Annotated in this window: 22 protein-coding genes, 1 tRNA gene and 3 pseudogenes; 8 read left to right on the top strand and 18 right to left on the bottom strand. The window is 49.6% G+C overall.

All coding sequences use genetic code 11. The features are described from left to right. The first annotated feature begins 21 nt into the window (after window positions 1–21). Window positions 22–357 (top strand): helix-turn-helix domain-containing protein, encoded by a 336-nt coding sequence (locus HMPREF1024_RS28445; protein WP_004151317.1) that lies wholly within the window; start codon window positions 22–24, stop codon window positions 355–357. Next, entirely contained in the window at window positions 240–1,397 is a 1,158-nt protein-coding gene (locus HMPREF1024_RS31700) for a site-specific integrase (RefSeq protein ID WP_226060297.1), read from the top strand. The genes HMPREF1024_RS28445 and HMPREF1024_RS31700 overlap by 118 nt, the downstream gene beginning before the upstream one ends. A gap of 494 nt (window positions 1,398–1,891) precedes the next feature. Here the strand turns inward: HMPREF1024_RS31700 and HMPREF1024_RS30000 are convergent, their stop codons facing one another. Further along, window positions 1,892–2,284 (bottom strand): KilA-N domain-containing protein, encoded by a 393-nt coding sequence (locus tag HMPREF1024_RS30000; protein ID WP_225368271.1) that lies wholly within the window; start codon window positions 2,282–2,284, stop codon window positions 1,892–1,894. 82 nt (window positions 2,285–2,366) lie between these two features. Between HMPREF1024_RS30000 and HMPREF1024_RS0125925 the strand changes: the two genes are divergently transcribed. The 4 genes and pseudogenes from HMPREF1024_RS0125925 (at window position 2,367) to HMPREF1024_RS32060 (ending at window position 4,080) form a co-directional block, all read left to right on the top strand. Further along, complete coding sequence (locus tag HMPREF1024_RS0125925) at window positions 2,367–2,615, top strand: AlpA family transcriptional regulator (RefSeq protein WP_032410641.1); 249 nt, start codon at window positions 2,367–2,369, stop codon at window positions 2,613–2,615. Between the two features lie 13 nt (window positions 2,616–2,628). After that, window positions 2,629–3,003: pseudogene (locus tag HMPREF1024_RS19255) on the top strand (BRO-like protein); the annotation flags it as partial. Window positions 3,004–3,196: 193 nt separating this feature from the next. After that, a complete protein-coding gene (locus tag HMPREF1024_RS19260; RefSeq protein ID WP_009307977.1) occupies window positions 3,197–3,829 on the top strand; it encodes a hypothetical protein in 633 nt (210 codons plus the stop codon). A 98-nt stretch (window positions 3,830–3,927) separates the two neighbouring features. Beyond that, entirely contained in the window at window positions 3,928–4,080 is a 153-nt protein-coding gene (locus tag HMPREF1024_RS32060) for a transmembrane anchored protein (protein WP_071844733.1), read from the top strand. A gap of 39 nt (window positions 4,081–4,119) precedes the next feature. Here HMPREF1024_RS32060 and HMPREF1024_RS0125920 read toward each other — a convergent pair whose 3' ends face one another. The 17 genes and pseudogenes from HMPREF1024_RS0125920 to HMPREF1024_RS19325 all read right to left on the bottom strand — a co-directional run bounded on the left by HMPREF1024_RS0125920 (window position 4,120) and on the right by HMPREF1024_RS19325 (window position 19,964). Then, window positions 4,120–4,503 (bottom strand): Rap1a/Tai family immunity protein, encoded by a 384-nt coding sequence (locus HMPREF1024_RS0125920; RefSeq protein ID WP_032451338.1) that lies wholly within the window; start codon window positions 4,501–4,503, stop codon window positions 4,120–4,122. Window positions 4,504–4,505: 2 nt separating this feature from the next. Next, complete coding sequence (locus HMPREF1024_RS19265; RefSeq protein ID WP_009307976.1) at window positions 4,506–7,073, bottom strand: hypothetical protein; 2,568 nt, start codon at window positions 7,071–7,073, stop codon at window positions 4,506–4,508. After that, a complete protein-coding gene (locus HMPREF1024_RS19270; protein ID WP_009307975.1) occupies window positions 7,066–8,793 on the bottom strand; it encodes a hypothetical protein in 1,728 nt (575 codons plus the stop codon). The genes HMPREF1024_RS19265 and HMPREF1024_RS19270 overlap by 8 nt, the downstream gene beginning before the upstream one ends. Next, entirely contained in the window at window positions 8,793–11,489 is a 2,697-nt protein-coding gene (locus HMPREF1024_RS19275) for a transglycosylase SLT domain-containing protein (RefSeq protein ID WP_009307974.1), read from the bottom strand. The genes HMPREF1024_RS19270 and HMPREF1024_RS19275 overlap by 1 nt, the downstream gene beginning before the upstream one ends. A 40-nt stretch (window positions 11,490–11,529) precedes the next feature. Next, window positions 11,530–11,826, bottom strand: coding sequence for a hypothetical protein (locus tag HMPREF1024_RS0125915; RefSeq protein ID WP_032451337.1), 297 nt, complete (start codon window positions 11,824–11,826; stop codon window positions 11,530–11,532). 90 nt (window positions 11,827–11,916) lie between these two features. After that, the gene (locus HMPREF1024_RS31165) at window positions 11,917–12,081 is read right to left on the bottom strand and encodes a hypothetical protein (RefSeq protein ID WP_009307973.1); all 165 of its coding nucleotides are present in this window, start codon (window positions 12,079–12,081) and stop codon (window positions 11,917–11,919) included. Between the two features lie 266 nt (window positions 12,082–12,347). Further along, window positions 12,348–12,662, bottom strand: a pseudogene (locus tag HMPREF1024_RS31695) (helix-turn-helix domain-containing protein); the annotation flags it as partial. A 20-nt stretch (window positions 12,663–12,682) separates the two neighbouring features. Further along, on the bottom strand, window positions 12,683–13,126 hold the full coding sequence (locus HMPREF1024_RS19290; protein ID WP_009307971.1) for a single-stranded DNA-binding protein: 444 nt from the start codon (window positions 13,124–13,126) through the stop codon (window positions 12,683–12,685). A 183-nt stretch (window positions 13,127–13,309) separates the two neighbouring features. Further along, on the bottom strand, window positions 13,310–15,421 hold the full coding sequence (locus tag HMPREF1024_RS19295) for a DUF927 domain-containing protein (protein WP_009307970.1): 2,112 nt from the start codon (window positions 15,419–15,421) through the stop codon (window positions 13,310–13,312). 43 nt (window positions 15,422–15,464) lie between these two features. Beyond that, window positions 15,465–15,683 (bottom strand): hypothetical protein, encoded by a 219-nt coding sequence (locus tag HMPREF1024_RS19300; protein ID WP_009307969.1) that lies wholly within the window; start codon window positions 15,681–15,683, stop codon window positions 15,465–15,467. Then, complete coding sequence (locus tag HMPREF1024_RS32055; RefSeq protein ID WP_249415962.1) at window positions 15,676–15,807, bottom strand: host cell division inhibitor Icd-like protein; 132 nt, start codon at window positions 15,805–15,807, stop codon at window positions 15,676–15,678. The genes HMPREF1024_RS19300 and HMPREF1024_RS32055 overlap by 8 nt, the downstream gene beginning before the upstream one ends. Next, window positions 15,777–16,212 (bottom strand): annotated as a pseudogene (locus HMPREF1024_RS28430) (ash family protein); the annotation flags it as partial. The gene HMPREF1024_RS32055 and the pseudogene HMPREF1024_RS28430, both read right to left, overlap by 31 nt. A gap of 58 nt (window positions 16,213–16,270) precedes the next feature. After that, entirely contained in the window at window positions 16,271–16,987 is a 717-nt protein-coding gene (locus tag HMPREF1024_RS19305) for a hypothetical protein (RefSeq protein WP_009307967.1), read from the bottom strand. 60 nt (window positions 16,988–17,047) lie between these two features. After that, window positions 17,048–17,245 carry an AlpA family transcriptional regulator gene (locus HMPREF1024_RS28425; protein WP_009307966.1) on the bottom strand — a complete coding sequence of 66 codons (198 nt, stop codon included), beginning with the start codon at window positions 17,243–17,245 and terminating at the stop codon, window positions 17,048–17,050. A gap of 156 nt (window positions 17,246–17,401) precedes the next feature. Beyond that, the gene (locus tag HMPREF1024_RS19315; protein ID WP_009307965.1) at window positions 17,402–18,364 is read right to left on the bottom strand and encodes a hypothetical protein; all 963 of its coding nucleotides are present in this window, start codon (window positions 18,362–18,364) and stop codon (window positions 17,402–17,404) included. 143 nt (window positions 18,365–18,507) lie between these two features. After that, entirely contained in the window at window positions 18,508–19,722 is a 1,215-nt protein-coding gene (locus tag HMPREF1024_RS19320) for a tyrosine-type recombinase/integrase (RefSeq protein WP_032451351.1), read from the bottom strand. Window positions 19,723–19,887: 165 nt separating this feature from the next. After that, a tRNA-Arg gene (locus HMPREF1024_RS19325) sits at window positions 19,888–19,964 on the bottom strand. A gap of 339 nt (window positions 19,965–20,303) precedes the next feature. Here HMPREF1024_RS19325 and folD point away from each other — a divergent pair. Together folD and ybcJ are read left to right on the top strand one after the other, a co-directional pair. Beyond that, window positions 20,304–21,170 carry a bifunctional methylenetetrahydrofolate dehydrogenase/methenyltetrahydrofolate cyclohydrolase FolD gene (gene folD / locus HMPREF1024_RS19330; RefSeq protein WP_004143017.1) on the top strand — a complete coding sequence of 289 codons (867 nt, stop codon included), beginning with the start codon at window positions 20,304–20,306 and terminating at the stop codon, window positions 21,168–21,170. A 1-nt stretch (window position 21,171) separates the two neighbouring features. After that, entirely contained in the window at window positions 21,172–21,384 is a 213-nt protein-coding gene (ybcJ, locus tag HMPREF1024_RS19335; RefSeq protein WP_004143016.1) for a ribosome-associated protein YbcJ, read from the top strand. The last annotated feature ends 31 nt before the right edge of the window (window positions 21,385–21,415 follow it).

Raw genomic sequence — 21,415 nt, 5'->3', positions numbered from 1 at the left:
GCGGTAAGCATCGGAGGTGATATGGCATCTGACAAACCGATAACAGCACAGCAGGCCGCCGATTTGCTCATCGTGTCGGCGCGGGTGATCTACCGCCTGATTGAGTCTGGGGAGCTCGCCGGCCGCAAGGTCGGCAACAAGTACAGAACGACCGAGGCGGCGTGTATTGCATATTTGAAAACCCCGCGCGATCCTGTCATCGCGAACGCGGGTGAACATAAAGGAGAAGTTTTATGTCAATCACCCTCAGGGGCGGCGTGTGGCACTGTCATTTCTTTACGCCGTCAGGAAAAAGAGTTAGGCGATCTCTTGGCACGGGGGACAAAAAGCAGGCTCAGGAGCTCCACGACAAGCTGAAGGCGGAAGCGTGGCGGGTTGACCAGATCGGCGACCTGCCCGTCAGAACCTTCGAAGAGTGCTGCATCCGGTGGCTGCGGGAAAAGGACCATAAGCGATCGCTGGATGATGACAAAACCAAAATTGAGTTTTGGCTGCAGCATTTTTCCGGCCGTGATGTCTCGAAGATAACGGCGGAGGAAGTTCATGAAGCCGTTAACGGGATGATCAACCGTAAACACCTGCAGGTGTGGGAGAGTAAGCGTGATGCCGCGCTGAGGAAAGGTAAGCCTGTTCCGGAATACAAACCACGGCAGGTTTCGCAGGCGACAAAGGCGCAACACCTTTCCTTCATTCGATCCCTTCTCAGGGCCGCGGCGAATGACTGGGGCTGGATAAAAACAGCTCCTGTTATCAAAACCCGCAAGCCGATCAGTAAGCGGATACGGTGGCTGACCAGAGAAGAAGCTGAGCGGCTGATCGAGTGCATGCCGGAGAGTATTAAACCAGTGGTGATATTTGCACTGGCAACCGGCCTGCGCCGCTCAAACATCATCGGGCTTGAGTGGCAGCAGGTCGATATGCAGAGAAAGGTTGCATGGGTAAATCCGGAGAACGCAAAAGCGGGCAAGGCGATTGGCGTAGCTCTGAATGATACCGCATGCAGGGTATTAAGGGATCAGATAGGGAAGCACTCACGCTGGGTGTTCGTTCACACCACGGCAAAACATCGCCCTGATGGAACGCTGACGCCCGCGGTTAGAAAAATGCGGGTGGATGACAATAATGCCTGGCGAGCCGGGTTGAAAAAAGCGGGGATCGAGAATTTCCGTTTTCACGACCTCCGGCACACCTGGGCGAGCTGGCTTATTCAGTCCGGCGTACCGCTTTCTGTTTTGCAGGAAATGGGAGGATGGGAGAGTATCGAGATGGTACGTCGTTATGCTCACCTGGCGCCGAACCACCTGACCGAACACGCACGGAAAATTGACGCCATTTTTGGCGCTAGCGACACAAATACGACACAAGGAGGAAATCAGGCTGGTTTAAAACTGGCGTAAGTTATTGTTTCTTAATGGCCCCTACAGGATTCGATATAAACACATAACAAACTGATTTTATTTAACTATGTAGGTTAAGGAAATCACACATACCCCCAAATGTACCCCCATATATTTTTCTATGGCAGAACATTGACTATTTATCGCGCAATGTTGGGTGCCAGGAGCTTTCTGCTATACCGCTAATATTCCCCCGTCCAAAACCGCTTCATAATTTACACACGGAAAATTTCTCTATATACATGCAAAATGTGTTGGTTCGGTTGGTTCAGTTGCCTCAAAACGTAAAGACCATTGTTTTATTTGATTATTTTTCAAAAAATTGAACCAACACCATCCGATTTTGAACCAACATTTAGCTGAGTGAACCAACATCAGCCGCGAAAATGACGTTGCGTACAGGCAGGTTTCGCGTTCTGGATAGAAGTAACAAGGCAGCTTTCTCCCCGTGCTATATGAGTAATGAGCGAAAAATTTCGCTGAGTGTATTTCACCTAATACCAACGGCGTTTTAGCATAGATATGCTTGTGCTCAATCTCGATGAGATCCATCCGGCGTATTCGATAGCCAGCAGTTCATGGGCGAACGTGCCGCCGTTTCTTCCTTCATCTGAAACTATGCAAATCTGCACAGTTTCTTTTTCCAGTTCGGCGAGCAAAGATTTTGCGGTTTGAGTACGCAACCACTGGGCAGGTGCTTTGTTAGTGCCAAGACCACTCGCCTTATGCAGCGCATTCAGGTTGAAGCGTCCGGCAGTAGCCTTTTCCCCCAATGAGGGGAAAGCATCATTGCTTACGAGCCCAGTTAAACATGACAGAAGAGACAAAGAGTTAGTGTTGAACAGTAAATGGATAATATCTGGACGATTGAATATACATCGGCACATAACCAGGAGTAATCCTCTGCATTTCTGATGCGCCACTTGCTAAAAACACCACCATTTTTAATACATATAGTTGAATTAATTAATGAAAAAAGCTTTTGGTAGGAAAGAGTTGTTGCTGGTGGTGCCGTTATCGATGAGTACTATCGACCGCCTTGAACACAAAGGTCAGTTCCCAAAACGCTTTTATATTACCGACGGACGCTGTGCCTGGGATGGAGATGAAGTCGAACAGTGGCTTGACGAAAGAAAGGCCGCAAACACCGGTAATTTTGGTGGGAAAAAGCCACCTGTTGACAAGAGAGTTTCTCGCCCGGTAAGTAAGGCAACGTGATACAGTTGGCACATTGCTTACGCAAATCCTCTGCACCGGGCGATACGTTCGCCAGGAGCTCTCGCCGGCGGATATAACGCAGAAGGTAGTAGCCAGTTTGATGCCAGCCACCCTTGAGACCATAAAGTCGGAAGAGAAGCAGACCTATCACTACCCTCTGAAGACGAACTACCGTGAGCACATCCATAGTCCTGAGGGAGTGAACGGTCCGGTTGAACACTCCATGCTGATGGATATGCTGAAAAAGATGGATGCCGACGGGCATGATGTGTCCGGCGCCGCCGCAGAGGTAACAGCCATGCTCAGCTACATTGTTGGTATCGGCGCCGTACTGCGCGACATAGAGACGCACACTCAGTACGTGATGGCTAAGGCCAAAGGTTACTGAGGTGCTGGCGCAGGGAAGCGCCTTAAAAAGCATGATGCGTAACCTATTCATATCTATTGATATCGCGTTTTTATTGCTCTGCTCGTCTTGCAACCAACAATACCTGTGAGTATATTTAGCCCAAAGGTATTCAACCTTTTGTTGAGCACCTTTTAGATGCCTGATACGTCCGACACACAACATGGAGGACGAAATGAACCTGAACACGATAAGAAAAGCGATGCCATACATAATCCCTGAAGCAGATTTCGACAGAAAACTGAACATGTCGGAGAGAAATGTTACTCACACCGAAGACTACATTGCAAAAGGTGTGAATGACTTTACTCTGCCAGGGTTTACTACGCCATATGGTTATCGCCTTGTTAAGTCGATCAGAGATGACCATTACAGGCTGATCACAGACAGCGAAAATCCTGAGACAGTCTACGCGGTAAAACTGATTTTCCGCGAAGACATCGTTGAAACCAGAAAAAGCTGTACTCAGATTTTAGTCTGGCGTACGCCTAACGTGATTCATGACCGAGCTGTACATGGCCTGCCTCAGATCTTCTTCGCGTTCTTCCTTGAACACTATGCGATAGTGGTATCTGACGAGCAGCAAACGTTAGATGGCAGAAGATTCTGGGAACGAATGATCTCATGGGCTATAACCACTAATGGTTATCATGTATACGTTTCTGATGGGACTGAAATGGATCGTCCATTAACGTTTATGACATCATGGGATGATTTCTATAGCGTATGGGCTGACTTCTGCTGGGGTAATGACCAAGATATTCATACCCACCGCCTTCTGGTAATTAGCAAAGAAAAACTCCATTAACTTAAAGCCCGCCTAGCGGGCTTTTTAATGGATGAAATCTAAGCGCAGCGCTAAACTCATAAAGCCACGGTTCAGTGGTCTACACATGGTAAGTGAAAATGAAAAAAGCATTAGCAGTGCTGTTTGTTCTGTTGTCTCTGGGTTCAGCTACACAGGCTTTCGCTGGTAACTGCCAGCATCCTGATGATACCGCAGCTGACGGCTCACGTTGCGGCGGCCGTTCTGCTGACTCCCGCCCCGGCGGTCAGTGATAATTCAGGCCGCGAAAGCGGCCTGCGTGACATGTCACGCTATTTTTTACCATTCAGCGTTGGCGTCTCGTTACAACGAAACGATGCCTGCATAGCAGCTATGACCAAGCTCTCAGCTGAGTTAACTCGCTTGTCAGGGTTATCGTTTAAGTATTTATAAACAACATCAGCATATGTCTGTAACCGCCCATTAGGCTGGCAAAAAACCTGAGCCCCTTCATTACCATAGGCATCAATCATTGATGCCACATATCCCATGAATACGCCAGCTTGAAGCTGATTATCAGGCGTACGGCGTCTACCTTGTTCAGCTTTTTTATACTCCTGAGAATATAGGTATAGCTGTTGACCATCATAGAACTTTGCTTCAGCAGGCACTATAAATGAGCAGAAAAAAGCGCAAGCAATATATTTGGCATTCATTATTATTTCCCTAACATGAATTGCGATGGCGGTAACATAAATGTATTACCCTGATCTTTCTGTACACGCTGCTCATAGCGCTCAAGAGACCCAGGTGATAACCATTCCTGCATGCGGTTCAGAATAAGATAGTCCATTCCCTGACGCACACCAAGCAGATTGAGGAACGGTGTATGGTTGATACCGAAACGGAGAAAATCTCCGGCCTTTGCATCGCCATCTCGGGCCTGCAGGTACAGGTTACGTAGTTGATCCACATCTCCTACAAATGGCCCGGCCAGGCTGGATGCCATGCCCCCACCGAAACGGTTATATTCGCCGAAAAGGAAATCCCCCATCAAGCCGGCACCACCACCTTGTGCCATCGCTGCCATGACTGATTTATGATCCAGTGGTCGCGGTGTTTGCCCTTTTGCCATGAGTTTTGCCTGCATGGACAGATATCCAAAGGCAGTCATCCATACGAACAACTGAGCAAATCCCTGCCATTCCCCGTTACCTGCAAACATCGCTTTGGCCAGCGCCGGTAGCTTACTCTGCCCAAGGGCCGCCGGCGTGTAACCACGGCCGTACAACTCCCTTCCCAGGGTATTCTGCATAAACGACGCTGTGAAAGATTTGAACTGCATCATCATTCGTACGGCTTCACCAACCGGCGTGCCTGGTACAGTGCCAAATTTAATTAGCGCATTTGTTCTCGCCCCTGGCTCGGACATAGCAACCTGAATACGATCGAGATAGTAGCCCCGGAGTTTACCTGCAAGGGTTTCCCGCGCATTGGCGATCGCCGCCGAACTGGCCTTGATGTTCTGCGTTGCAAGATATTTTTCAATGTCGTGATCGGGGATAAACTGAACACCATTAGGGGTCATATGGCTGTTACCGTTCAGTTCGTCCATCTGCATATTACGGAATACCGACCACTCATGCTCACCGATACCACTTATTTCAAGTACGCGGCGGAGTTCGGGGTTCAGCTTTGAAAACTCACTGCCAGCATTACGCGCCATCCAGTTGGACATGATAAGTCCGGCGCCCGAACGCCCGTTTTCAGTCCACCAGTTAAGCAAGTTGTATTTGAAAAACTTCTGCTGAAGACGAGCTATTTTCCCGGGGACAGAAGTATCTCCCGAAAATTTGGAGATCACTTCATTGCGCACTGCATCAAAACCGATCCCCATATAACTGAGGATTTCTTTTTTCTCTTCGCTGCTGTAGCCCTGCAACTTAGCCACAAGGTTTTTACTCATCGCCTCATAGATATTCATGCCCTGATACCGCATTTCCATGGACATGTTGCCTATATCATTAAGAGATGAAAGCGTTGCGCTACCCAGCTTAGTCATCCCCTCAACTGCTCGAATGCTGGCACCCATTTTGGCCAGGGTTGCATTCCCTGGGATATTGGTAAGCCCCATGACCTCATCAAGCTGCTGTTTGAGCATACGGAACTGACCATTAAAATCAGCCACTGCCGCGGGGTTATTTGTCTTTTTAATACGCTGCAACTGATCATCAAAAAGACGCTGAAACATGTGCTCAGGGTTTGTTCCGAGTACCCGCATCAGACCGGTTGTTTTTGCTGCACTATCCAGAGAGGCAATGACAGACTCGCGAATATTCCCAGCACCGTACAGTTTGTTGTATTCAAACCAAGCATCACCACCGGGCTTAAAAATGAGTTCACGCTCCTGGCTGGCTCGTTTGGCTATATTGGATCCGCCACCTTTGAAGCCCTTCAGCCACTCTGAGGCGGGCTTGTAAGTCAGATGTGTTCCCGATGCCAAGTTGTTATAGACGTTTTGTAGGTACTCTTCGCGATTAGCTATGCCTTCAAAAGTGCCATCATCCAGCCGCGGCAGAATAAAATCACGCCATCCCTCGTATCCTGCGGCTCTGATTTTGTACATGTCGTGGCTCTGGCGAGTGATATATCCCGCCAGCTTACCTACCCATGCGCCGGCTCGATTTTTATCAAGACGCGTGACTTCATTCCACTTCATTATGACTTTGCCAAGTGCTATCGCCTCTTTAGGGAGACCATCGGTAGACTCCCTGCGCCCCATACGGTCAATAGCTCGGGCTATATCAAGATCGTACTCACCAGATGAAAAGGCTTTTTCGTAACCTGTTTTATCGATGTCGTGAAAGAAACCACCATTGTATTTACCGCTCAGTTGCTCCTGCTCCCTGGCTACTGATTCACGGGTTCCGGCCGCATATTCATTACGCCCGACCAGAATGGAAGACAGTGTGATATCAGGGCGATCTGCTTCGCCTTTGCCAAAACGAGTATTGTTGAGAAAGGCCGAGTGTTTTTTGTAAATACGCAGGTTGATCAGCTTCTGCTGAGTCTCAATGGCTTTTGCCAGCCTCTCGGATTTCATTAGCTCCTCAGCAGCCTGGAGCGCAGCCCCCTCATTTGAAATAGCAGCATTCTCAGCTTTGATCCGCGCTATCGTATCATCCATGTTGTTAAATAAACTCTGCATCTCTTCATCGGTCAGAGGGCGACCGGCGGCAGCATTTACTGCTTTTTCGCATGCGGTGAGAAAAATATTATCAGCCATTCAGTTTCCCTATACGGCACATAGCCGCAGCTTTGATTGCTTTTTCCATGGAGGTATCTGCTGCCTCATGTTCAACCTGTTTCATTAAAGCGGCGAACTCCGGATCATCAGAAGAAATAGCGTCGTTAATCTGGCGCGTATAATTCAGGTTTTCTTCTGCTTGTCTCAATGCGTCATCAGTAGTGCCTGACTCACCCGCTGACTTTATCTGGATATCAGCTGAAGCACTGGCCGCCACATCGTCTTGCGCTGCTGGGATGCGTCGAGGTAAAGACAGATCATCAATAGCCGTTATTTTTTTCTCCGGGTCTACCAGATTGAGGAACGGCTCGATGTTTACATCCTCCCCCCGGCGCATCTGGGCTACGGCTGATCGCATAGCCTGATTACGCACCATCCAGTCAGCCTCACCTAACTTCTGAGCTGCACTTTTGATACCTTGCGCAACCGGGGATTGTCGGAGTGACAAGCGGATCTCATCGGCTCGCCGGGAGACTTGCTTTGCAAGCGGTTCGGGAAGTTCCCCGCGAGAGATAGATGCCAGTTCCTGCGCCGCTCTGGCACCGTCCTGGTGCTCTCCAATACGAGAATTCAGTTGTTCGATCTCCGTCTGTAACCGCTGGCGCCGATCATTCAGTTGAGCCTGTGCCGCCGCACGTGCTTCCCTGAACTTCATCCTCTGCCCCTGATACTGTTTAGTAAGCTCGGGCAGCGATGCATCAAGAGAGCCAATATTTCTGGTCAGACTTTCCACCTGGCGCTGAAGTTCACCAACGCCTGTTATCTGCCGTGATGCCAACTCCTGAAGATTATCGGCATAAGAAGGGACAACATCGTTATAGGCCGTTTGCTGCGTATAGTTCTCGCGGTAATGATCGATGCTTCTAGCCAGGTCATCTGCCGGCGCTCTGGAGAGATATGTTGGCGAATCAGGAAATATGCCCGGTCGCATAATTAATGGTTCCGCCGCCGGTGATTCGATGGGGAGACCAATTTCCGGAGATGGCGACTTTTCGGTTGCTGCACCTGGTACCTCATTTACCCGGGAAGTGGACATATCACGGGCTCGAAGCGCATCAGCCACAATCCCACCACCAGCGTGAAGAATACCACCGCCAATTGTTCCAAATAGAAAGTTGGAAGCGTAATCCCCCATAGTAAAATCATTACCCTGAGCCGCTTGTCCTTCGGCAACCAGCGGCATCGTTGCCGCTGTCTGTGCTGCGCCATAGGCACTTCCCTGTAGAAAACGTTGGCCAGCACGGCCAAGAAGTGTTGCGGCTCTGGCCTCACCAACAAAGGGGATAAGTCCTATTAAGGCATTACCCGGATCTGCCATATTGCCCATCAGATTAGCCATATACTTCAGTGGAGTAGCAACAGTACCGGATGGAGCGCCTTGTAAGATTTGTTGCCTGTTGAGATGAGCCTGATGGTCCTGAATAACAGCGTCAACATAAGGCTTTGTTAACCCCCCCGCAGGAACATTGATAGATTCAATTTTATGTTCGCCGAATAAACGCCTGGCATCATCCTGGCTATATCGCTCTGCACTGGGATCAATATTTAGCCGGGCAAGGCGTGATTCCTCACCCCATGATACGAATGGGCCTTCGTTGAATCCTTCAGAAACAGACGCGCCAAGCGTGCGCAATAGCGGCTGCTCGCCCTCGACTGGCAAGGGGTTGTTGCTTAGCGGAGCACCGGTATAGAACGCCATTATTGGCCTCCTCGTGTATTAAGAGCATCGCGCAATACATTCCTCGAGGTGTCCGGCTCTTTTTGGGGCTGTAGGTTCATCCCATCCTGACCCTGGATCACCCTGAAGGCATCGGACATAGTGGCATTAACATTTGGTGTATAGAACTCAGAGGGTGGAGTAACCTTTCGTTTTTCGCCCATCCAGTTAAGAACGGCGCCGGTTGTACTCGGTTTTGCAATTCCAGACTTGCTGGCATCAGCAAAGCTCACATGGATAGGAGCGCCATGCTGATCCAGAATAGGAGTGCCGTTAACTGTTAGATAAACACCCTGCTCATTTTCGTCTGTCACCCATTCAGCGCTATTCTGTATCTGCGCAAGATTATTCGCGGCATTCTGCTCTGGCGTCATTGATGGAATATAAAACATACTCCGACTGCCAATATCATCTACCTTGAGGCTATTGACGATATTACTCAGACCGTCGGTAACATTATTCTCTTTCAGTCCCAGGCTGTTAGGCATTCGCCATGTCTCAGTGACCGTATAATGATCGCCGATCATTTTTTTATAGGCTTTTTCTGTTGCTGCCTGAGCATCTTCCCCCGATGCCATGTAGTAATAAGCCAGGCGCTTACCTTGCTCATTGATATCAGCAAGCGTTTCCGCTCCACCTTGTCGCTGTAGGCTAAATGTCGGCGATGCTGCGGAAATTAGAGAGTTCCAGGCCGCGTCTACACCTTTGGCTTGTTCTCCAGCGTTCTTCTTCAGCTCTTCAGTCTTCACATTGCGGATGGTAAACATCGTGTCAGCAGCGTTAGGGTCGTTTATCGCTGTAGCAACCCTTACTGCTGCTTTTGTTTTTGGCTGCAACTGCGCGACAACAGTGTCACCGTAACGGCCAAAGCCAGAGATAATCCCTTTCAGGTCAGAAAAGTTCATATCGCCGCTATCAACTTTTGCCGATATCCCGTCAACTATGCTCGCAGGTAATACACTTTTGCTTCGGATCCCAAGCCGGTCTTTTTCTGCCTGAATGCGTGAAGCCAGATATTCACCGGTAACCTGATTATTCTGGTACTCTTGGAAGGCTGATTGAACTACCGGGGAATGTTGTTGCAACCAGGCTCCGGGATCAGCCTCGCGTGCATCATGAACTTGCTGGAGTTTTGATACAGCAGAAGCATAAAGCTCACTCTTATATTTGGAGTTCGTCTCACCCTGCTGGGGTTGTATAGACTGAACGGCCGCAAGACCTTGCTGATAATTACCTTTCACAATGGTCTGGTAGACGGGCTGCAGGCTCATGGCCTGTTGATACTGCTGATAGATTTTCTCCAGTTGCATACGCTCAGCGGGCGACGCCTGCAAAGGCATTACCGCAGCCCATTTCTGCGGCGTGACTGGATTAACAGAACCTCCAGCTTCAAGCGTTACCATGTCATCAAGCATCTGACTCTGCAGCGCTACACGCCCGGCAGCCGCCTGCATATCATACATGCCTGCAACTTTACTCATCATGGCGGATTTGTTCTGTGGGCTCATCGCATTCCAGAATGGCTGGTTGATGAGATTTTCCATTGTGGCCGGGCCAGGGATCGCCAGCGCACCTCCGGTTACTTTCGCCACATAGTTGCGGGTTTCCTCGTATGGAATTGCCGCGGCGAACTGTTCATTGCTTACGGCGCCTGTACGCGGATCGCCAATTTTTTTTATCCAGCCATCGACCGCCCCGGGCCCGGCATTATAGGCAGCAACCGCAAGTACAGGATTGTTACCATATTTCGTCATCTGCGCACCGAAGTACGCCTGGCCAAGTTTCGCGTTATAGCGCGGGTCGTTAAGCCACTTGTCACGATCCCACGCCACACCAGCCAGACGTGCAGCTTCTGGCCCAGTGTCTTCCATAACCTGCGCTACGCCCACCGCGCCTTTCGGCGACACCAACGGCGATCCGTCTTTACCATACTGATTACCACCGCTCTCCTGCCAGATCATTGCGGAAAATAGCTGCGATTCACTGGGCGTATCAGTGACCTCAACTTTCCCGTTTGGCCCAAGTAGCTGCTGGTACATTGGCGTATACCAGGCTTCACTAGCCCGGTTCGCAGCGTGCTCGCGCCATTGAACCCAGTTTGATTCGATCTCTTCTGGGCTTTGCCCATGCGCTTGCCCATAAGCAATTATGGAGTGGTAGGCATTCATCGCAGATTGATTAAATTCCTGCGGGTTCAGGGCCTGCTGCTGCTGGAGGCGTAAGTAACCATCTTGCTGACCGGCTTCATATTGCCGATGCTGCCCAACCTCGTATCTGGTTGCCTGGCTTTTCAACGAAAGTAACTGTACCTGAGCCTGGCGCATGAAATTATCGCGCACTTCCCCCTCTGGCAGGGTAGAGGCAATGTCCTGCACTTTCTGAGTCGCATTAGAAACAACTAAATCAGATTGTCCAAGCGCATCCTTGCCCTGCTTTGTTATAAGTCCAGTCTGCGGATTGTTAATTTGATCATCATTAAATTGGCTGACCTGAAGTAACCCATTCTGGGTATTGGCTAAATCAGCCTTGCGCTTTGCATCAGCCATCATATTGATCGACATATCAGCAGCCTGCTGGATTCCCTGCACCAGTGGATTCTCCGGCACGCGGAGATTATTGGTCATTACCGGCGCGGCCTGCGTCTGGCTCTGGCGTTGATACTGCGGAACGGTTGGCATGCTTTTCTCCCGAGAATGTTATGCGAGTGGTCTTCAGGGATTAGTGGTATTTATCCCCACTGGGTGCTAGTGCTGATTTCTCATCGGCTTTATCTTGGGCGTTACAATGCAGATCAGACGATTGAGGAGAGGAAAGAAAGGTGGCTGGTTTTATTGCGGCCGAGAGAAAGTCTAAAACCCCTAATGGAAAACCAGGTAATGCGTACCTGGCCACAGATACAGCCAACTCATAACGTTGCAGCAATTCGGTTAACGCGATCTGTTCTGTTAACGATGCTTTGTCGATGATTCTCTGGATTTCCTGAAGCAACTCTTCGTCAGTGTTATTCGTTTTCATAATTACCTTTTTTTACCTCAAAATGCTTAATATATACATGAAAAACAAACAGATAGTTGATTCACCCTTGCATTGGAAGTATTTGGACTTTTACCCCAGATGCTGGAGCGCTTTATCCACCAGCCCACGAGCAATTTCATGGATCGTAGGCGCAACGCCGATACCTGATTGCTGGCGCTGCTGTTCCTGAATTTTTCGGATTGCCTGAATCTGTGCCTCGCTGAGCAAGACGGGTTTGACGGACTGTTTTGACATGACCACCTCCTGATATTTACACAGTCATTTTAATTTCATTAAATGAAACAATCATTGCTTATATTGCAATTAATGAAAGAGTAAATTCGATCGTTACCAGAAAGGGAATTGATTGATTAGTGAGCAAAGTGAGGGTGGGTAAAGCTTATAGGCAGAACACGTCAAACGTGCCTATCTATAGGCAGAACACACCATTTCTGCCTATAAATAAGATATGGGCATTTTCATGGGGTGGTATGGTTTTACATGTAGCGTTCAAACTGCCACGCAGCGGCCAGATGCGCAGGCTCATTCAGCTGAATCACTTCCAGCCCCCACAGGTAGGCATCAGTTTGCTTATGGCCGGTAATGACTTTCTGGAGTGGCAGTGGCTTTATCAACGCAGGTACGCTCGAAAAGAACGGCTCAGGGATAGTGAACAGAGCCCTGTGAGCTGGATTATCAGCGAACAATCCACTGCGCTGGCAGAAGCTACTCACCGTGCTGGGCCTGAATCCCATTTTACTCGCGATCGTGCGGTATCCGACGCCACTGCGTTTAAGGCGAACAATCTCCGCTTTCTGTTCTGTAGTCAGTCGCATATTACTGATCCATACCAATGTCAAAAATCATCGTCATAAGGTGGCGTCTGGTCGTATCCTTCATACCCGGTGGTGGGCGCTTGATGTTCATGGGCCCGTCGTAGGGCGTCTGTAGCTTGCCCCTGTTGTCCCGCTTTACCTCTTGGGCGTACCGTTCTGGCACTGAGTACACTGTCCGCAATGACCTGATAGCCTTGCTGTGTACCGCCATCCTGACCAATCCACTGATTGAGCTGCATATTGCCCGCCACACTGACAAGGTCGCCTTTACGATGTTTGGCCAGCGCATCGGCCTGTTTACCAAAAGCAATCACGCCCAACCAGAAAGTAGCCTCTCCGTTATCTGACGCATTACAAGGCAACGCCACCGCCAGACGGGCCATAGCCATGTTCGTACCTTTTCCAGTTGTTCTGGTCTGCGGGTCGGCCACCAGCCGGCCATACGCTGAAATTTGAGCTGTCATCGCTGTGATCCTCTCTCTTCTGATGCCCTGTACCTGATTCAGTGTTGGTTCAAAATGGTAGTTTGTTGCCTCAATGTTGGTTCATTTTTCAAACATGAAACCTTATTAAACAGATGCATATCACTACTGAGGCAACTGAACCAACTGAACCAACACCTAAACTACACACATGAAAGAATGCTTTTACTCTGGTTGGTCATCGTCCGGCAAATACTGCAGGACATAAACCCGAATCTGTCGCCCATCAATGCGTGGTGACTTTCTCTGGAACCCCCGGCCTGACGTCGGAGGCGTTAGCATGCCAGCTTTCTTCAGTACTTCGGCAAACTGACGTGCATTAAAGCCGCGGGCAATCTCCCCTTCGAAGGCCGCCGGGAAGGTGTAGAACACCATTGGGTCGGCATCGTGGCCACCTTTCTGCCGGTATCCCGCCATATTGGAGATCGGCAGACTGGATGGGTCATACGGGAACGGTGCAAAGCGGCTCATACCGTAGGCGTTCAGGAATGCCTCGGTCTGCTCGATAATCTGCTGGTGCTCTTTGTTCCCGGTACCAAACTCTCTCAGCCAGGCGTTATAACTGTACTGGATAGCATCCCGACAGGTCTGCTCATCCCAGCCGGTGATCACATTACCTAACAATAGTGCGGCTTCCAGAATGGCAAACCGGGCGCCAACACGATGGACCTGCTCCCCGTAATCCGAAGGGATCAGGCTACGCCAGCGCTCTTCCGTTACCCTGACAGCGCTTACCGCTTCTTGCTGGTGGTCCGCCAGCCACTTCACCCACTCACGCCCAGCCACTCCATGATGACGCTGGTATGCATCCTTGAGAGCATCGGCATGGTGTTTACCATTGGCATACTCATGGAAGCGTACTGCCCGACGCATCGGAATATTCAGCAAGCGAACCAGCTGGCCCGCTTTAGCCTTACGGCCGGCACTGGCGATGAATGTTTCCAGATCCATCTCACCGGTACTGATGGCCACAGTACGCCAGCGCTTCAGATCACGGTTCCCTCCCTCCTTCGCTCCCTGCAGCTTACCCGTACCATTAAAAAGCGCGTAGGCCGATTTATAGACCTCCACCGGGTCAGCACCCTGGCCAATTTCGTCAAGCGGCATCAGCGCGTCATTATGCGCGGCGGCCTCATTCGCCAGCCCAAGCGCGGTGCCGTACCAGGTAAGGCGCAGTACATCCGGGTTTCCGTAGAGACTGGATGCCACATTAGCAGTGGTGGTCTTACCCGCGCTCGACTGTTCGTAGAGGTGGATACCGAATCCATCAGCACCAGCAAGGCCAATCAGCGGGGCGGCCAGTGCTGCGGCCACGCCAGTCATCATGGAATAATTGCCAAAGGCCAGACGCCCGACGCTTTCGCGCCAGCTTTGCGTGGTACCGCTGGTGGTATACCCCGATGCGGCCGAACTTCGCCCGTTAAACAGTACCGGCTGTTCTGGTGTACCAATGATCTCGCCATCCGGCATGATATAGGCACCATACTGCCACCCCGTAGCGTGCGCAATGCGCCAGACTTCGCCATTGGCACAGCTCTGCAACCAGTCGGCCAGCGTTGCACGTAAACCGCTCTTGGTTGTGACGTTCACCCCGCCGGCCTTGAGTGTTCGCCAGCCTTCTCGCTCGCCAATGTCAGCAAGAGGTATCGCCTGTACGGTCTCACTCTTCGCACCGAATGCCTGCCAGCGCAGGATCAGGTACCGGGTTTTACTGTCATCAATGCCAATACCGACAACCTCCAGAGCAGAACATAACCAACTTTCACGACTGATGATTTCTCCGGTAGCGTTGTCTGTGCGTGGCTCAACCCAGTACACCCCATCAATACGGCTTTGGACATGAGGTTTCAGGCTGTCACTATTCACTGATTTATTGGCTTTTAGAATTGAGGTCGTCGTTTGTTCGCCTCGTTCTCTGAGCCTGGCCAAGTATTCCCGCCAGTTCTCCGGCTTCTGGTCAGGAATCCCCTTATATAATTTCGCATCCTGCACGCCGGCCATCGCTAACTTTTCGCCAATAGCGTTGATGAAAATAGGCTCTATGTCACCGGCAATATAAACACGGGCAGAACGCCGGCCTTTATCGATAATATGAAGGTTATTCAGTTCAGCTAGTTGTTTGCCACCTAAGTAAACAGGCGGCACATTATCGCCGTGTTTCCTGCCTTCACTTTCGATCCAGTGTTGAGCATGGGCGTAAGCATCGGAACCAGCAAAAATTATCGCCTCCGAGAACTTATCTTTTGGTAATTGCTTAACGTTCGGCGCCATTTTCATAGAGTAATCTCCACGATTAAGCTGACCATATCCGTGTTGTTCATCAGTTATCACCATTCTCAATACGTTCATTGTGCTGTAGTTTTTCAAATAACCGTGAGCAAATTAGCTCACTTGCATCTACGAGATAGCTTTTGGTGTGTGGATCACTGACATCGTTGATTGTTCGCAGAATCGCCAACACACATTCGGTTTCGTAGGTGAGTTCATCGAGCAAATACGGCTTCTCAGCGATGGCAGTAGAGAGGATGTTTTTACGCATGATGCACCTCCGTCAGACGGATGCGTCCGGCGAAAAAACAGACGTGATCACGAACTAGATAACTGCGGGCTTCACGCTCAGACGGCGCGGCGATATGGTAAATTTTGGGCTTAATTGTCGGCATTTCGCGGCGAACAGCGGCGATAATCCAGATATATTGCGGATTTTTGGTAGGGGTAGTAGCCATAATGGCAGCCTCCTTGTACTGGGATTTAATCCCACCACCGGAAACGCCAATTTCACTGGTGGTGAGCTGAACAGGGTTGGCGTAACCGGCGTACAAGGTAACCGGCGCGGATTTCTCCGCCCCCATCCAACTCACCATAACTCTGCGAGCGGCACGGATTATAACCGCAGCGCTGAAAAAAGGGTGAACGAATGTGAGGACACAAAAAAAGACGCTAGGCGCGTCATGTGTCGCCTTGTACTTTTCCAGGACGCCAATCCCGGCACCAGATTTTGCTGGTGCCTTTTCAGGGTAGACTAATACACCAAGCGCCAGCAAGTGGTTTTTGCGTATAGTCTCCGCAATGTGATTACAGCTGCAATTTATGGATACTGCAGGTGAGCTGGGAGGTTGAATTGGGTTAAACATTTTCTCCCCCCAGTAACGGTTTTGTGCTGAGCAATGACGCAAATGTATCCATTCTGCGGGCGACTTCCCGCACTGCATCACCCGGACTCATTCCGCTTTGCACTGCTTCGTTAAATGCTGCCTGTTCAATTTTCTGTATTACTACCAGTAACCCTAATTGCTGCTCGCCGGCGGATCCACGCTCACCATCCGACAAGCCAGCTACACGATTTTCGGCCCGAGCCAAATTGATGTAATGATGACGCTGCGCCCCTAGCGCCTTAAGTCCATCACGGCTTTCGTGATAACCAGGCAGATATTCGCGACGAATGGGTTCAACGACTCTTCGTTTAGAGAGCGCCTTAGTTATGTCTAGCTTGAACTGATTCATTCGTTCAGGATCACGCCCACGAATAATACGGAGTGTGTAATCAAATTGTGTCTCGTTAAGCAGATAACTGATTTCTGGCCTTCCGCCTCTACTCTTGGAGTTTCCCGATTTCAAATCGGAAAACTCTTTCAGAGATTGACGTGGTAATGTACCAAGTTCACGCAATTTGCTTTGATGCATTTTAATCGTCGCAACGAGGCTTCCATGTTGTATTCCGGCGCGATCAGCGATTACTCGAGAATCAATACGCACCTCCTGTTTGTGTAGGGTAAGAAACTCCTTCTGGCTGTCTACAGGGTGAGTTAAGCCCTGCCCTATGAGGGCATTAATATTTTTCATCGCTGGTTACCTGAGGTTAATTAGACAGATTTAACTCTGTATTGGTAGTTTCCTTTTGCATCAAGCTACCTCACCACGCGAATCAGCAATACGTCTCTCTATCCACTCATCAATTTCGCCTTCAACAAACGCGATTGCACGAGCACCTATTTTGATTGGCTGAGGAAAGCGATTTTCGCTAATCAGTCGGTAAATCCACGCCTTACTGTAGCCAGTCCTGCGGCGGACCTCAGATAAACGGATAAGAGCTTTAGACATTTTTAACCTCAATCTACGGGAGATGACAGCAGTAGAATGCGGTAAATACTCACCGGTTAAAATACCAAAAACGAGGGAAGTAACTAGTTGTTTGACATGACAATAAAAGGTTTTAATTACATATCTATGTCAGGACAAAAACAACCATTCAATGCGCTACTTTGTCCCAGAAACGGTTTCATTCTCCATTTTAAAATACCTATCATGGGCATGTTCGCCATCACGCATCGCCCTACACAATGATTCCCAGCATCGTTGAATTGTTTTTCTTTCTATATCATTAACTATGAAAGAAGCGCGGGTAAATCTATACACTAAAGATACAAAACTTCTATTTCCATTTATTGAATACTTCATATACAATTTCAGTAATTCGCTTACAAAAGCACGTTCTGACAGAGTCTCATCATTCCTATTAGTTATTAGAACATCGAGGATTTCATTCGCGGCAATCATATCCCACTCGATATCTCGATGAATTTTTTTATCAAACAGGTATTTAAAAACCAGTTCCTTTTCAACAACAATTAAATTTTCAAGAAGTAATTTATATTTTTTTATTGCATCAACTCCGTTAACATAGGCAGTGCGTAACTCTCCTGACACATATCCATACATAATAGACACGAGTTTTTCATGAAATTGAAGATAGCTATTTTCAAAAGTTTCCACTTCTACTTTAGAAAAATCGTAAAGTGCATGCCAGTAATCAAACCTTTCTTTATTATTCGATAACTCTAATAACCGAGTCAATATCACATATCTTGCATATCTATCGGGCTGGATAGAGCAATCAAATGGAAACCCAGCATCATTAAATGACTTCCTTATATATTTATCATCAATTATTTCTTTCCAGACAGCATTACAATAGTCCAGATCTGAAATTTTGACATATCCATCAATGGATTTTTTAACCACTGACATATACTCTTCAAATTCAGAGTGTGTATGTATAATAGAGTAAATAAATGATGCTGGTTTGGTTTTATAGTTATAACTTACTTTATAGAAACTAAGATCATTTAACAAACTAGCTTTGGGGATCCATAAAGGCTTATTATCCCGCAAAGATGATATGACGTCATAACATCTTTTTAATGAATCAGCATTTAACACACGCCACCTCACGCCCTCTGATTTTGGCGGCTATGCCAGCCCGCAGAGGTGTACGGGTTTTCGGGGATCAGCCTAGACATAGCCTATTCTTTGTTCGTCTACCTAAGTCTACTATCGTCTGTATATACTGTCTATGCATCCAGTCAGGCACGTTTCCCGAACGAGCCATGGACCACATTTTCACCATTTTCTAACGCCTGCATATAGTCGGCATACCACTGGAGCATTTCCCGGCGGCCATCCAAGTACTGAGCATGGTTGTATGTCCCGCGGATGGAGTTCTTATCGACGTGGGCCAACTGCGTTTCAATCCAGGCGGTGTTAAAGTCCTGTTCGTGGAGTATGGTACTCATGGTGTGCCTGAAGCCGTGCCCGGTCGCTTTACCATCATAGCCAATACGCTTAATCACCTGATTAATGCTGGCCTCGCTCATTGACTTACCAGCATCATTCCTTCCAGGGAAAACATACTTCCCTCGCCCGGTAAGCTGGTGGATCTCTTTCAGCAACTCGCGAACCTGGCTCGAGAGAGGAACGAGATGTGGGCGCCGCATCTTCATTCGCTCTGCGGGGATATTCCAAACGCCTTTGTCAAAGTCGATATCAGCCCATTCAGAAGCACGGAGCTCAATTGTCCTGAGCCCAGTAAGCATAAGCAGGCGGGTAGCATTTCGAGTCACCACGCTGCCGCTATAGTCGTTCAGAGCTCGCAGAAAGTCAGGTATTTGTTCAACCGATAAATGAGGGAAGTGTTTTTGCTTCGGTGCTTTTAGAGTACTGGCGAGATCGACCACGGGATTATGTTCTGCTCTGCCGGTGATGACAGCATAGGTGAAGATCTGCCGGCAGGCTTGACGTGTCTTTTTGAGCTTATCAAGTACTCCACGTTGTTCCATCTTGCGAAGAACAGCCAACATATCAACGGGCTTAATATCAGTGATCGACCGGGAGCCAATATAAGGAAAAATATCTTTTCTCAGATACTCCAGGATGTCGCTGGCATAGCCTGCTGACCAGTTCATCGATTTATGTTCATGCCATTCCAGCGCCAGTCTCTCAAAGCTGTTTGATACGGCCATCGCCCTAGCATGTTTTTTTTCCTGCTTTTCCTGCCCCGGGTCACCACCAGCAGCCAGTACTTTTTTAGCCTCTGCTCGTTTTTGACGTGCATCGGCCAGCGAGACGTCAGGGTATACACCTAAAGCCAACGATTTTTCTTTACCGGCGACCCGGTACTTCAGCCGCCAGTATCGAGCGCCGTTGGGGTTCACCAAGAGGTAAAGACCACCGCCATCAGACAGTTTATAGGGTTTGTCCTTCGCTTTAGATGTATCGACCTGGCGGGCTGTGAGCTTCACTTGGGGGTATCTCATTTCATTGAACAGGAATCTACCCCCAAATGTACCCCCACATGAATGTGGATTTCAATAGACTATAGTAGACGTTGAGATAATGAGATATTGGCGAATGCCGCGTATATGCTGGATTTAGTAGACTTCGAGAGACGTTAAGAGAAATGAAAATGGTACGCCCTACAGGATTCGAACCTGTGACCTACGGCTTAGAAGGCCGTTGCTCTATCCAGCTGAGCTAAGGGCGCCCTGAGAAGCAAGTGCTTCGCGGAGTGAAACGCGTGGAATTATACGGTCCACGTCGGTCGAGTCAATCCATTTTGCCAGGAAACTGCGGGGCTTATACGACGCTGGCGAAATATCCCCCACCAACTGTACAAGAAGCATACCGCCGGGGCTAATGCGCGCGTAAATCGACTCAGTGGCCAGGCGCAACGCACCAATAACCATGTAATAACCATGGTCATAACAGGCTAAATTAGCCTCAGACAGGATAAAACAGCAAACGAGGACTGACAGCGAGGCCCGCTTCTGACAAAATATCCTCATCCCCCTTTCGTAAAGATACAGATGGAATCCTCTCTCTGATGGCAGCAAAAATTATTGACGGTAAAACGATTGCGCAGCAGGTACGCTCTGAGGTTGCGGAAAAAGTGAAGGCTCGCGTTGCGGCCGGAAAACGCGCCCCTGGGCTGGCCGTCGTGCTGGTCGGCAGCAACCCGGCCTCGCAGATTTATGTCGGCAGCAAGCGCAAAGCATGTGAAGAAGTGGGCTTCGTCTCCCGCTCTTACGATCTCCCGGAAACCACCAGCGAAGCCGAGCTGCTGGAGCTTATCGACACTCTGAATGCCGATAAGACCATCGACGGTATTCTGGTTCAGCTGCCCCTGCCGGCAGGGATCGATAACGTCAAAGTTCTCGAGCGCATCGCGCCGGATAAAGACGTCGACGGCTTCCATCCTTACAACGTTGGCCGCCTGTGCCAGCGCGCGCCGCGCCTGCGTCCGTGCACTCCGCGCGGTATCGTGACCTTGCTGGAACGCTACAATATCGACACCTACGGCCTCAATGCGGTGGTCATTGGCGCTTCCAATATCGTCGGTCGCCCGATGAGCATGGAGCTGCTGCTGGCCGGCTGCACCACCACCGTCACCCACCGCTTTACAAAAAACCTGCGCCATCATGTCGAAAACGCCGACCTGCTGATCGTCGCGGTGGGCAAACCGGGCTTTATTCCTGGCGAGTGGATTAAAGAAGGGGCGATTGTGGTCGATGTCGGCATCAACCGTCTGGAAAGCGGCAAAGTGGTCGGCGACGTGGTGTATGAAGATGCCGCCGAACGCGCGTCCTACATCACCCCGGTTCCCGGCGGCGTTGGCCCGATGACCGTCGCCACCCTGATCCAGAACACGCTGCAGGCGTGCGAAGAGTATCACGACGTTGAGGAGGCCTGAGATGGCGACATTTTCCTTAGGTAAACACCCGCACGTTGAGCTGTGCGATCTGCTGAAGCTGGAAGGCTGGAGCGAAAGCGGCGCCCAGGCGAAGATCGCCATCGCCGACGGGCTGGTAAAAGTCGACGGCGCGGTGGAAACCCGCAAACGCTGCAAAATCGTCGCTGGTCAGACGGTGAGCTTTGAAGGCCAGAGCGTGACCGTCACGGCCTGACAACGAAAATAAAAACGCCCGCTTTTGCGGG

Origin of the sequence: Klebsiella sp. 4_1_44FAA, from assembly GCF_000238715.1 — a bacterium.
Classification (GTDB): domain Bacteria; phylum Pseudomonadota; class Gammaproteobacteria; order Enterobacterales; family Enterobacteriaceae; genus Klebsiella; species Klebsiella pneumoniae.
The sequence above is the reverse complement of the archived record's forward strand: the minus strand, read 5'-3'. Positions and strand labels throughout refer to the sequence as shown.